This window comes from Sporosarcina sp. ACRSL (assembly GCF_022346605.1).
Lineage (GTDB): Bacteria > Bacillota > Bacilli > Bacillales_A > Planococcaceae > Sporosarcina.
The window spans coordinates 186,826-199,968 of record NZ_JAKRNT010000005.1 but is presented as its reverse complement, the minus strand read 5'-3'; the positions used below and the strand labels follow the sequence as shown (position 1 = coordinate 199,968).

Sequence of the window (13,143 nt, the reverse complement as noted above, 5' to 3'; positions counted from 1 at the left end):
ATAAGAGAAAGGTATAATTAGGTAAATTGAATGTTTTGGAATGATTTGATTAATTTTATTAATCAGGAAGGCGGTTGGGGGATGGATACGCAATGGCTTCGAACATTCGTCGTGGCGGCGGAGACATTGAACTTCAGGAAGGCATCAGAGAAATTGCTGTTGTCGCAGCCGACGGTCACGGTACATATTAAGCTTCTTGAGGAGCAGTTAGGTGTTCAGCTATTCGACCGGATCAATAATCGTGTTTCGTTGACCGATGCGGGTAGATTATTTTACGCAGAAGCGACGAAGCTGTTGGCGCGGTTGGATGATAGCGTGAATCGGATGCATGCATTTGCACAAGGGTATCGCCGGATGTGGACAATCGCCATTTCGCCGCTCATGGCGGAGACGATTTTACCGTATTTCTTGCGGACGTTCATGGAGCGGCATACTGATGTGGAAATCACGATCCGAGTGGAAGAATCCGCGATGATCGAGCAGCTTGTCGATTCGGGCGAAGTCCATTTGGGCATTTCGGCGTTGGACGCAACGTTAAAAGGCATTGAGTCGTTCCGTGTCTACGATGATCCGATTGTTTTCATTACACCAAATGATAGCTACGACGAGGAAAGCGGGCCGCCTGTCGATGTGGAGGAGGCGTTGCTCGGGAATTATTTACTGACGCATCATCACCCCGTCTATTGGGACGATTTGCTTGTCGTTTTGAACAAACATGTACCGGGGTTACGTACGATGAAAGTGACACAGCCGCATATCGCGAAACGCTTCATCCAGGAAGGGCTCGGCGTCTCGTTCCTCCCCCATTCCATCGTCCGCCGCGAACTGACAGAAGGCCGGCTCATGCGCCCGCATTTCGATCTTTTTCGGTTGCCGACCGTTTCAACGTTCATTCTCGTGAAAAAGAAAGGCGAATTGGAGGAAGAGTTCATTCGGGAGATTTCGGCTTATTATTTTGGGTAGTGGATGGTGGAATGGACCTTCAACGGGGAATTTTGGAGCATCCCTCGACCACTTATCAAGGCTCTTTCTGCTTTTCAGGGTTCTAAGCTTCATATCACCATCCGCCTCCTTTATTTTAGGCATAGAAAAAGCACCCAAAGAATTGAGTGCTTAATAAATATTAGTCTTCGATGCTTTATAATAGTTTAAAATAACCGCGTACTTGTTTTCACCACACCATAGAACCTGATGGATTTCGACTTCTTGAGCTCCGTTTTCTCTTTTGCACATCCCTACAATTCGATCTACACCAGACCTCATATTCGGAATACCAGGCCCTAAAGTGAATTCACCAATATACTGTCCCTTTGTAAATGTTGATATCACTTATCTCACCCCCACTGACACTATTCGCCAAGAAAGGTGAAAATCCTTCAATTGAGCCCTTGCCAAAAAAGCCCTACCACGCCACGTGGAAGGGCCTCCGCACTTACTGCCTCACTCGATCTTTCAACGAGCGGCGCAAAATTTTACCGGTCGTATTCTTCGGCAGCTCGTCCAAAAACTCGATAACATTCGGTATTTTGTATTTCACGAGGCGGCTCGCACAGTAAGCTTTCAGTTGTTCGGCGTCCACTTTAGATCCCTCTTTCACAACGACGAAAGCTTGGACTTGTTCGCCGAAGTCGGGATCTGGAGCGCCGACGACAGCGGCTTCGACGATGTCTTCATGTGTGAAGAGCACCTCTTCGACTTCGCGCGGATAGACGTTATAGCCGCCGACGATGATCAAGTCTTTTTTCCGGTCGACGATATAGAAATAGCCTTTTTCATCCTGTTTGGCCAAGTCGCCCGTGTACAGCCAACCGTCACGGATGGCAACGGCGGTTTCTTCCGGCATTTTGTAATAGCCTTTCATGACGTTCGGCCCTTGGACGACGAGCTCGCCGACTTCGCCGACTGGCACTTCATCGCCAAATTCGTCGACAACTTTATTCACGACATTGACGATATTCGTGCCGATCGATCCCGGCACCCGTTCGCGGTCTAGCGGATTAAAGCATGTGACTGGAGACGCTTCTGATAGGCCGTAGCCTTCTGAGATTTTCACGTTGAATTTATTCTCAAAGTTGTGCAGCAACGCGACCGGCATCGACGCCCCTCCCGAAATCGATAGGCGGATTGTGCTGTAATCCGCGGGTTTGGCTTCCGGGAATTGATACAGGAAATTGTACATCGTTGGCACTCCCGCAAACACGGTTGCCTTTTGCCTCTTTATCGTTTGGAACACATCCGCCGGGCTGAATCGCGGCACGAGCAAGATCGTCGCTCCTCTAAGCAATGGTGCGTTGACGACGACAGTTAGCGCGAACACGTGGAAAACAGGCAACGTTGCGACGACCCGGTCGTTTTCCGCGAACCCTAAATAATCCGCGACATCACGCGCATTCGAATATAAATTATGATGCGTCAGCATCGCGCCTTTCGGATAGCCCGTCGTTCCGGACGTATACAAGATGACAGCGGTTTCATTTCCGTCAACTGCGACAGGTTCGAAATCCGGACGACCTGTCTTGATCAACTCGGAAAACAGTTTCACTTTCGCTTTCACACGATCCGGCAATGCCGCCACTTTCTCCCCGATGTCAGCAGTCATTTCACAGATGATATACTGCTCGATCGATGGGAACGAAGCGGATGCTTTCTCGACTAAAGGCAGTAATTGATCGAGCGCAATAACCGCCTTCGCATCGCTATTATGTAAAATGTATGAAATTTCGTCAGGTGAATAAATCGGATTGATTGGAATCGCAGTCGCCCCGATTCGCATCGTCGCATAAAGCGAAATGAGGAAATGCGGCGTATTCCCTAACAGTAAGGCGATATGATCCCCTTTTTCGATTCCTAAATCCTCCAATGCAGACGCAAACATTGACACTGACTGATCGAACTCTGCATACGTAGTGTCTTTCCCCATGAAGTGATATGCAGTTTTCCCAGGCTGCAGCTTTGATGTTTCGTAAACTTGAGTTACCAAATTCATACTGAACATCCTCCCTTTCATAAAATGAATGACTATTCATTCAATCCCGCTATTATTATATAAGAAAAATTTAAAGTTTACAATACTTTTAGAAAATCTATGCATATCACACATCGATGGGAAACACTTTTTATTTCAAGAAAATAATTACCTCAACCTTCCCCACATGAGGGAAGGCGGCAATGGTCAACCCGGTATCCTGATATGGGCTAAATAGCGCCAACGGATGAGGTAGAAATAAATGATTTGTAAAACCGTAAAGCCGACGAGCACCATCGTCAGTTCGCGGACGATGGAAATTTCCGCGAGGGCGTCCCAAATGACTTGCAACGACAGGAACGCAAATGAGCTATGGACGAGGGCCACGCCCCATGGAACAAAAAACTGCGGGATGAGCTGTCGGTTGACGATTTTTTTAAATTCCTTGTCCGTAATCCCCATGCGCTTCAGCACATCGAATTGCTTGCGGTCGCTTTCGAGCGATGTATAGAGACGGAAGTAGATAAAACTTCCCGCGGCCAGCAGGAACACCCCTGCGAGCAACAGCCCGATGAATAGTAACAGCGTAAACGTTGTGCGCATGATGGAATAATTGAGTCCCGGGTTGTCAAAGTTGAAGCGCAGTTCGCTGCGCGTCCCAGTCAACAGCGATTCCGTCAATGTATTCTCGATCTTCAACCCGATGTTTTTCGTGTTCTGCCAGTCTGGGATATCGAAGGCGTGATAGACGGAAGATGGCTCAACTAGCTCAGCTAACTTCGTATAGTCAGCATCATTCAAGATGATCGTGTTTGTACCGATCGCATGAGCCGGGAACAATTGATACGGATAAGCGCCGTTAATCCGTACCGCAATGCCGCTTTCCTCTAGAACCGTCTCGACAGTTTGACTGTTCAGCTGCTCATAAGTAGAGGCGGTCGGTGGCAGGAAGAGTGCCTCTCCTTCCTTCAATTCGAACGCCTGGTAGCCAAGTGACTTTGACAGCCTGTTGACGCTCGAAACTTTGATGATCGTCACTGTATAGCTCGTCAACGATGACCGCTGTTTCAGAATAGGGAAACGGACGTATGTGTAGTCGATCTCGTTCTTCCTCAGTTCATAGCCGAGCCGGTTAATATGCTCCTCCTCGAGTTCATTGCCCGGAAAGCTTTCGTAGACAAGTCCGAGCGGGTTCATTGCCCGGTATTGGGACGCGAATGACGTGAGGGACGCGAGGATACCGACCGACATGAACGCGACCGTTGAGACGATTGTCACGATGAAAAACATCCGGGCGTTCTCTTTCAGCCGAATGACGCCTTCCGAAATCGCGAGCAATCTAAAATGCCGCCAATAGAACTCCTTCCGCACTTTGAATAAATGAAGGAGGAACGGCAATGAGTCCGTGAAAAAGAAATACGTTCCAAGCGTCGCGAGCGGAGGCAATAGGAAAATGAGCCCGATCACGATGCTGTTCGATGTGAAAGCAGCCATGCAATAGGACAGACCAATTAGAAGAAGACCGATCACACCACGGACTTTTGAAAAGCCATGCTGCCCGACACCACCTACAGCCTCTCCGCGAATCAATTCGTCGAGATTACCTGTCCGGATGAAAACCGGAGCGACCCAAGAGATGATGATGAATAAGCTTAGGAATGCTCCGACGGTTAACGCGAAAGGTTCCCATGATAAATACAAGGGAAGCGCCGGCAGCATGACAATATTTTTGACGACCATAAAGAAAAACTTCGAAAACATATATCCTAAAAATATCCCGATGCCAATCGAAGCTGCACCGATAATGAGAGTTTCAATGAAAATGAGACGGTGCAACTGCCGCTTCTCCATCCCTAAATGAAGGAGGATGCCGAATTCCTTCGTTCTTGCGAGCAAAAAGGCTCGCATCGAATAAAACAGAAAGAACATCGTGAATATGTACAGAATGATTTCGGCAATCCCCATGCCGAGCACCGCGATCTCCTGAAGCGCACTTCCTTCAATCGACGGATGGAACAGCAGCATGGAATAAAGAAAAAACACCATGACCGAAAAAACGCTCGCCATGAAGAAGGCAGCGTAAATCCGACGGTTGCGCACGACATTTCGAAAAGCGAACTGGCGAAATGTCATGAAGCACTCCTCCTTATTCGGCTGTCACTGTTACAGCATCCGCAAATCATGGACATTCCCTCCAAGTAAACTGAGCACATTCAAAATGCGCTGGAAAAACGTCTGGCGCCGCTCGTCCTTATAGATTTCATTGAAAAACTCGCCGTCCTTGATGAACAGCACGCGATCGCAATAGCTCGCCGCAATCGGATCATGCGTCACCATAATGATCGTTGTCCGCTCGGTTTGATTCACAACGCTGAGCAATTCGAGGACTTCCTTTGCCGAGTTCGAGTCGAGGTTTCCGGTCGGTTCATCCGCCAAAATGAGCTTCGGCTTATGGATCAGTGCTCGTCCGACAGCGGTCCGCTGTGCCTGTCCACCCGACAGTTCATCCGGACGTCGGTTGAGAATATCCTTCAAGCTCAACTGCTTCGCAAGCTGTTCGACCCGTTTTTTCATTTCCGCGATCGGTAACCCATCCAATGTGAGCGGCAGGACAATATTTTCTTCTAACGTCAAACTTGAAAGTAAATTGATGTCTTGGAAGACGAAGCCGAAATTATGACGCCTGAAGAGCGCCAATTCATTCGAATTCAACGCTTCGGGCTCGATGCCGTCAATGATGACACGCCCGTACGTCGGCATGTCGATCGTCGAAATGATGTTTAACAACGTCGTCTTCCCGCTCCCGGAAGGCCCCATGATGGCAATGAATTCGCCCTGGTCCGCCTCAAAGTCGAGTCGGTTCAGCGCTCGGTGCATCACTTTCCCTTCATAGATCTTCGTCACTTGCTCCAATTTCACGATCGATTTCTTCATCCGCTTCACCTATCTCTCCATTTGTAAACAGAATCCTGACGGAAGTCCCTTGCCCCACTTCCGATTCAATCGTCAATGGATGCCCGAGCTTCAAACAGATCTCATCAGCGATGTACAGCCCCATTCCAGTCGATTCACCAGTCAATCGGCCGTTTTCACCCGTAAAGAATGCCTTCGTCACCCGCTTCAAATCGGATTTCGGAATGCCGATCCCTTCATCACGGATTGTAAGTTCAAAGCCGATAGCCGTCTGTTTCGTAGACAAATAAAGGCGCTTCCCTTTTTCAAACGTATATTTTACAGCATTTGTAATGAATTGCCCGATGACAATCTTCATCCATTTCGCATCCGTTGCGACGACGAGCGACTCATCGATCGAAATGACCGGAAACACGCCATTCGCAATGAAAAGGCGTTTATGGTCCGTCACAATTTGCTGAACGAGACTTTTCAAGCCGACTCGCTCGATCTGCATGTCTTCCTCGAACGTCTCAAGCCGGGCGTTGAGGAGCACGATATCGAGCCCACGCTGGATTTTATCCATTTCTTCGCGGACGCTACGTTTATCAAGCTCGCCCTCTTCCTGGAGCAGCAAATTGATGACGGAGATCGGCGTCTTCATCTGGTGCACCCATTGATTGACGAACTGCAGCTGCCGATGCTGGGATGCGTACAATGATTGCACTTCGGCTTGATACAGCCCATACAAATCGCGCATGAATGCAGCTGATTGCAGTTGCTCCGCTGTCTGCACTTTTCGGATGAGCGCATCTTCCATCTTTTCTGGCTTTCGAAGAATCGCTTCGTAATACGAGCGCCGGGTGATAAACTTCCCAACAAGGAACCCCGCCGTCAACAGCAAGCTCATAATGATCGAGTAGATTGCTGTATTGAGCCCCCGGAATCCGTCCAGCCAATATAAGACGAGGATGAATGTCACGAGCAGCATTTCAAAAATGAGCCATGACAAATGCTCTTTTAGGAATAAAACAATGATCTTCATGATTCCTCCGGCGCAATAAGGAAACGGTAGCCCGAACCGCGAACCGTCTCAATGACCGATTGCACGCCATAATCCGCTAGCTTTTTCCGCACGCGCGTCATATTTACATTGAGTGTGTTTTCATCGACAAAGGATTGATCATCCCATAATTCTTCCAGCAATGTCTCCCGCGATACGACTTTCGGTGACGCCTCCATCAGCAGCTCAAGAATAACGCACTCCTTTTTTTGAAGCGGAATTTCTTCATTCCGTAAATGAAGTTCCATCCGTTCAATGAACAGCTCGAGTGAACCGAGCTTTATGGTGCGTTCCCCTTGGCTCGGAGCATATTCTCCGAATGCCCTTCTCAAATGGCTTCTGATCTTCGCAAGGACGATCTCGTAGTGGAAAGGTTTCGTAATGAAGTCATCCCCTCCGTTTTCGAGCGCAAACACTTGATCCATATCGCCCGAACGTGCGGAGATGAAAATAATCGGGCATGTCGTCGTCTGCCGAAGCTGCCTGCACCAATAATACCCGTCGTAGGAAGGCAGATTAATATCGAGGAGTATCAGATGCGGATCGAACGCGGAACACTCCGCCTCCACATTATCGAAATCCTCGACAATCGCTACATCATATTGGTATTTGCGCAACGTATCCGCCAACAGCCGCGCAATTTTTTTATCATCCTCAACAATGAAGATACGGTGGTTCCTCATCGTAAATTCCCCCTTCGCTATTCCGTATATTATATCGTAAAAATGGAATGTACGCTCGGCGGGCGTGGGCGAAATGGGTTATTACCGACTTGGGCGACTTTATCACCGACATTATCCGGGTTATCACCGTTTCTCGGCCCGTTACCACCGACTCTATATGGTTTACCACCGAATCTCGATGCATTACCACCGATTCGGAGGACTTTACCACCGATTCTCGGCCTGTCGTCACCGATTGACTACAACTTATCACCACTCAGCGGAAGTTTATCACCACTTAGGAAGGCTTTATCACCACTCAGACAATGTTTATCACCACTTAGGACGACTTTATCACCACTCAGACAAGGTTTATCACCACTCAGACAAGGTTTATCACCACTCAGACAAGGTTTATCACCACTCAGCATTCAAAAGATAAAATCTCAGTCGAAACCGAGGTAACCACACAAGCTGATACCATCTAGCATAAACTAGGACAAAAGAAAAAACCGGTTTGCACCGGTCTTCTACTTAGTATATTAAATTAATGAACTCTTCTTTCGTAATTCCGCCTAATATTGTCGGGATGTCGATTGCGTCGAGCGCTTTTCTGATTGATTCGCGATCGTATTGTACACCTTTCAAGCTTTCTTCAACGACCGCCACCTCACCGACGCCAAAGAAGTCTCCGTAAATATTGACATCATCAATAATATTCCCTTTTTCAACTTGCAAGCGCACATCGATGCCGCCGACAGGGAAACGATGGGAATGCTGCATGTTGAATTTGGGGGATTTTCCATAGTTCCAATCCCAGTTCCCGTATCGTTCAGCGGACAATGCACGGATGTTGTCCCAATCTTCATCCGTTAGCTCCCAATATTGGATGTTCTCTTCACCTTCGAAAATTGATTTCAAAATGTTCATCCGGAATTGTTCGATCGTCATCGGCTCTTCAATGAACTCGGAAATGTTTGCTACACGGCTGCGGATCGATTTGATCCCTTTCGATTCAATTTTATCTTTCTTCACTTTCAATGCAGACACGACTCGCTCGATTTCCGTATCGAACATTAACGTCCCGTGCGTAAACATGCGGCCGTGTGTCGCAAATTGCGCATTGCCTGAAACTTTCCTACCTTCTACAAGAATATCATTGCGGCCTAGCAACTCCGCCTTAACGCCCATTTCTGCCAGCGCTTTAATGACCGGCTCGGTGAATTTTTTGAAGTTGCGGAACGACTCTCCGTCGTCTTTCGTAATGAAGCTGTAATTGAGGTTCCCTACGTCATGGTAGACAGCGCCTCCGCCTGAAAGTCTGCGGACGACGTGTATGCCATTCTCATCGACATACTCTGTATTAATCTCCTCGACCGTATTCTGGTTCCGTCCGATGATGATGGACGGTTCGTTGATATAGAACAGCAAGAACGAATCTTTATCGACATCCATGTTTTTCAATACATACTCTTCGATCGCAAGGTTGATCCTTGGATCTTTAATGCCTTTATTATCAACGAAATACATTAGTTATCGCTCCCTATGTAAATGAATTTACATTTATTTTATCTGAAAAGAACATATAAGTCTTGACATTTGATTGGCTGTTATATTACAATCACTCTAACAAATTTAGTTATAGAACAATAGGAGGATGAAAAAATGATCGAGAGTATCGTTGAGTTTTTCAGAAACCTGCCTGCTAAAGTCTGTGTCGTATGTGGAAAAAATATTGAGGAACAGCATGAATGCTATAGCAATAAATGTGACGAGTGCAACAGCGTCTAATTTTTTTATCGTACCTGTTATATTACAATTGTAGAATTACTCATTTAGTACTATTACAGAAAGAGAGGAGAGAACGCTAATGTTAGAGAATGTCATTGAGTTTTTCAAAAACCTGCCTGCGAAAAGCTGTGCCGAGTGTGGAAAAGAAATCGAGGAACAGCACGAATGCTACAGCAATAAATGTGACGAGTGCAACATCGTCTAATTTTTTTACCTCGGCTGTTATATCACAACAGTACAAACACCCATTTAGTACTAATACAACAAGATAGGAGGAACGCCAATGTTAGAGAATGTCATTGAGTTTTTCAAAAACCTGCCTGCGAAAAGCTGTGCCGAGTGTGGAAAAGAAATCGAGGAACAGCACGAATGCTACAGCAATAAATGCGATGAGTGCAACATCATATAATAAACAGTAAAACAGCTGAGAACCCGTATCTCAGCTGTTTTACTTATCATTCTTCCAATATATCCGGCTCATCCGTATGAATCCCGTTCACGCCCATCGCTTTCAACCGCAAGGCAGCTTCCTCGTCATTAACCGTATACCCGTACACCGCAAGCCCTTCGTCTTTCATCGTGTTGACGAAAGGAGGCGTCAGTGCCTCGTAGCTTACGCTAATGCCTGAGGCGTATGTTTTTATATCCTCCAGTTCCTCCTCCGAAATTCGCGCTTCTTCCCCTTCTTCGAAAGAAATCAATTGTAGCAATGGAATGGTTGGTTCTATTTTATGCACTTGTTTCAATGCCTTTTCATCGAATGAATGGATGACCGCTTTTGGATACTGCTGTCCGTCAACGCCGATCATGTCATTTTCCTTCAGTAAACGGACCAATTCCTCTTCTACGCCAGGATATTGCTCCGTATCTTTCAATTCAATGACGTAGCGGATATCCTCTTCCATCTCGTTGATGACTTCTTGTAAAGTCGGGATTTCGTATGCCTCTTCATCCTTGCCGCTAACGGCGACCTTTTCACCTTTATCCTCATTCGCAGTCAGCTGTTTCAATTCGGCTAGTGTGTAGTCCTTTATTTTACCGACCGCTTCCGTCGTCCGCTTTACGTCATCGTCGTGCATGACGATCAGTTCTCCGTCTTTCGTCAAATGGACGTCAAGCTCGACATAGTCCGAATCGAGATGTTCTGCAAGTTTGAAGGAAGGTATCGTATTTTCTGGTTCGTATGCGGAGGCACCACGGTGCGCGATTATGAGGAAGCCTTCTTCTGGCATCGGGTTATCCCATGTATTGCCGATGGAGCAAGCGGACAATAAAATCACTGTACTGATTATGAATACTAGCTTTCTCATATAACATTCCTTTCTAATATAAAAAGTCCGCACAGGGGCGGACTTTTCGATTTTATTTCGCAAATAGATCAGCAATGACTTCTTCCACTGCTGCTTTACCTTGGTTAATACAGTCCGGCAATCCGACACCGTCATAAGAGGCGCCTGCCAATTTGACGTTCGGAAAAGCTTCTTTCAATTCGGCACGAGCGGCGTCGACACGTTCGCGATGACCGACCCGGTATTGCGGGCGGTCTTCCTTGAAGCGTGTAATGACCGTGAAGTCCGGCTTGCCTTTGATCGTCATAATTTTCCCGAGATCTTCGAGCACGATCCGCTCAATTTCATCGTCCGGCAAATCGACAATCGCGTCTTCACCGACACGTCCGACGAACGCGCGCAACAAGACTTTTCCTTCCGGCGTCGTCGTCGGCCATTTCCGATGGACCCAAGTACAGGCAGTGATCGAATAATCGCTGCTTCGGGACACGAGGAAGCCGGTTCCTTCCGTATCTTGGACGATGGACTCCTCCGGAAACGCGAGAGCAACCGTCGCGACGGATGTCGTCTGAATTTCCTTCAGCCCTTCGAGCAGTCCATGGGAGGCGAAAATCTGGCTTGCCGCCATATGGCCAGTCGTTAAAATGACCGAATCAGCGACGACTGTCTCCCCCGTATTCAGTTCGAGTACGGTTTGATCCCCCTGTTTGGAAATGCCTTCGATGCGAATCCCTTTACGTACTGTACCTTGTTCCAGCTGCTGTTCTGCAGCTTCCACGATTGATTCAAGGCCATTCCGGAACGAATGGAACGCCCCTTTTCGGGAAGCTCCGTGGCCGTCTTTTTGCGGTACTTGCTTCGGCGTCGTTTTCTTCATGCCGAGGATCAGGCTACGGTGTTTCTTTTCCACTTCGAAAAACTGCGGATACGTCGACTGCAAGCTCATATGGTCGATATCTCCCGCATACACTCCCGATAAGAGCGGTTCGATGAGGTTTTCGACGAGTTCCGTCCCGAATCGACGGCGGAAGAAGTGACCGAGTGACTGATCTTTATCCGCCCTCGAGCGCGGCAAGACGATATCTCCCGCTGCCCTCAACTTGCCTGCCAATGAAAACAGATCCGATTTCAAGAATGGACCGACTTTTGTCGGAATTCCCATGACGGAACCGCCTGGGATAGGATGCAATTTTCCATTCACAAGAATATACGCTTGTCCAGTTGCATTTCGCACAAGGTCTCCGTCGATGCCGAGATCCTTTGCGAATGTCTCCATACTTTTCTTCCTTATAAGGAAACTGTCCGGTCCTCGTTCGATGACAAAGCCGTCCCGGCGGACCGTCTGGATCTTCCCGCCAAGACGATTCGTCGCCTCAATCAGCATTACTTCAATCGGCAAGTTTTGTTCACGTGCCGTTTTTTGCATATAAAATGCCGCGGAAAGCCCGGTGATCCCTCCACCGACGATGACGACCCTTTTTTTCTGTTCACTCATGTTCATCATCACTTCCTAGCTGCCGTCAGGCGTTCTTCAATTGTTCACGTACTGCGTCTGCCATTGAGCTGATGAAAAGCGGATCCGTATTCGGCATAGCCGGACGGTAATACGATGCACCGATTTCATCACATACGACTTTACACTCGTAGTCGTTGTCATACAGGACTTCCAAATGGTCCGACACGAAGCCGACCGGTGTGTAAACGAATGTTGTATAGCCTTCCTTCTCATGCAAATCGCGTGTTAAATCTTGGACGTCCGGCCCGAGCCACGGCTCACCCGTTTGTCCTTCACTTTGCCAACCGACTGCATACTGTTTCACATCTGCTGCTTCCGCGATCAATTGAGCCGTCTCTTCCAATTGCTCAGGATAAGGATCGCCGAATTGCTTGATTTTTTCAGGCAAGGAGTGTGCCGAAACGATCAGGCACGCTTTTTCCCGCTCTGCTTCACTCATCGTTTCATACGTGGCACGGATTTTGTCGGACCAGTATTCGATGAATTTCGGCTGCTTGTACCAGCTTTCGACCGATGTAATGGAGATGCCATGATTCTCAGCTTCTTCCTTCGCCCGTTCGTTGTATGATTTCACCGAGAAAGATGAATAATGGGGTGCCAATACGATCGACACCGCTTCTTTTATTCCATCCGCTTCCATCTGTTCAACTGCCTCTTCGACGAATGGAGTAATGTGCTTCAATCCGACGTATACCTTAAATTCGATTTCATTCTGCATCTCATTCAGACGGTCACCGAGCGCATTCGCCTGATTTTCTGTAATTTTTGCAAGCGGTGAAATGCCGCCGATCGCTTGATAGCGCGCCTTAAGGTCTTCCAGTTGTTCCGGTGCTGGCGGACGACCGCGCCGGATATGCGTGTAATACGGCTCGATATCCTCTTCCTTATATGGCGTTCCGTACGCCATGACTAATAGGCCCATTTTCTTTTTTGTCATCAATTGCACCTCTTTTTCGTTTTTCGCG

13 protein-coding genes are annotated in these 13,143 nt (G+C 47.7%); 4 read left to right on the top strand and 9 right to left on the bottom strand.

The annotated features are described in order from the left end of the window. The first annotated feature begins 30 nt into the window (after positions 1-30). Positions 31-963, top strand: a complete 933-nt coding sequence (locus MHZ92_RS09350) for a LysR family transcriptional regulator (RefSeq protein WP_239431418.1) — start codon at positions 31-33, stop codon at positions 961-963. 469 nt (positions 964-1,432) lie between these two features. On the opposite strand, the gene MHZ92_RS09345 is transcribed toward MHZ92_RS09350, so the two are convergent. The 6 genes from MHZ92_RS09345 to MHZ92_RS09320 form a co-directional block, all read right to left on the bottom strand. Then, a complete protein-coding gene (locus MHZ92_RS09345; RefSeq protein ID WP_239431417.1) occupies positions 1,433-2,986 on the bottom strand; it encodes a fatty acid--CoA ligase family protein in 1,554 nt (517 codons plus the stop codon). 186 nt (positions 2,987-3,172) lie between these two features. Next, complete coding sequence (locus MHZ92_RS09340) at positions 3,173-5,098, bottom strand: FtsX-like permease family protein (RefSeq protein WP_239431416.1); 1,926 nt, start codon at positions 5,096-5,098, stop codon at positions 3,173-3,175. 30 nt (positions 5,099-5,128) lie between these two features. Beyond that, positions 5,129-5,899, bottom strand: a complete 771-nt coding sequence (locus tag MHZ92_RS09335; protein WP_239431415.1) for an ABC transporter ATP-binding protein — start codon at positions 5,897-5,899, stop codon at positions 5,129-5,131. Further along, positions 5,853-6,902, bottom strand: coding sequence for a sensor histidine kinase (locus tag MHZ92_RS09330; protein ID WP_239431414.1), 1,050 nt, complete (start codon positions 6,900-6,902; stop codon positions 5,853-5,855). Before MHZ92_RS09330 ends, MHZ92_RS09335 begins: the two co-directional genes overlap by 47 nt. Next, positions 6,899-7,603: a response regulator transcription factor gene (locus tag MHZ92_RS09325; protein WP_239431413.1), complete on the bottom strand. Its 705-nt coding sequence runs from the start codon at positions 7,601-7,603 to the stop codon at positions 6,899-6,901. The genes MHZ92_RS09330 and MHZ92_RS09325 overlap by 4 nt, the downstream gene beginning before the upstream one ends. Positions 7,604-8,116: 513 nt before the next feature. Beyond that, on the bottom strand, positions 8,117-9,112 hold the full coding sequence (locus tag MHZ92_RS09320) for a lipoate--protein ligase (protein ID WP_239431412.1): 996 nt from the start codon (positions 9,110-9,112) through the stop codon (positions 8,117-8,119). 135 nt (positions 9,113-9,247) lie between these two features. On the opposite strand from MHZ92_RS09320, the gene yhfH (MHZ92_RS09315) reads away from it, so the two are divergent. The 3 genes from yhfH (MHZ92_RS09315) (at position 9,248) to yhfH (MHZ92_RS09305) (ending at position 9,782) form a co-directional block, all read left to right on the top strand. Next, positions 9,248-9,373 carry a protein YhfH gene (gene yhfH, locus MHZ92_RS09315; protein WP_239431411.1) on the top strand — a complete coding sequence of 42 codons (126 nt, stop codon included), beginning with the start codon at positions 9,248-9,250 and terminating at the stop codon, positions 9,371-9,373. A 79-nt stretch (positions 9,374-9,452) separates the two neighbouring features. Continuing rightward, positions 9,453-9,578, top strand: coding sequence for a protein YhfH (gene yhfH / locus MHZ92_RS09310; protein ID WP_239431410.1), 126 nt, complete (start codon positions 9,453-9,455; stop codon positions 9,576-9,578). A 78-nt stretch (positions 9,579-9,656) separates the two neighbouring features. Beyond that, positions 9,657-9,782 (top strand): protein YhfH, encoded by a 126-nt coding sequence (yhfH, locus tag MHZ92_RS09305; RefSeq protein WP_239431409.1) that lies wholly within the window; start codon positions 9,657-9,659, stop codon positions 9,780-9,782. 46 nt (positions 9,783-9,828) lie between these two features. Here the strand turns inward: yhfH (MHZ92_RS09305) and MHZ92_RS09300 are convergent, their stop codons facing one another. From MHZ92_RS09300 to hemH, 3 genes are read right to left on the bottom strand one after another with little or no spacing between them, the layout of a single operon-like run. Then, complete coding sequence (locus MHZ92_RS09300; RefSeq protein WP_239431408.1) at positions 9,829-10,683, bottom strand: glycerophosphodiester phosphodiesterase; 855 nt, start codon at positions 10,681-10,683, stop codon at positions 9,829-9,831. Positions 10,684-10,735: 52 nt separating this feature from the next. Then, a complete protein-coding gene (gene hemY / locus MHZ92_RS09295; RefSeq protein WP_239431407.1) occupies positions 10,736-12,157 on the bottom strand; it encodes a protoporphyrinogen oxidase in 1,422 nt (473 codons plus the stop codon). Positions 12,158-12,182: 25 nt separating this feature from the next. Next, a complete protein-coding gene (gene hemH, locus MHZ92_RS09290) occupies positions 12,183-13,115 on the bottom strand; it encodes a ferrochelatase (RefSeq protein ID WP_239431406.1) in 933 nt (310 codons plus the stop codon). Between the last annotated feature and the right edge of the window lie 28 nt (positions 13,116-13,143).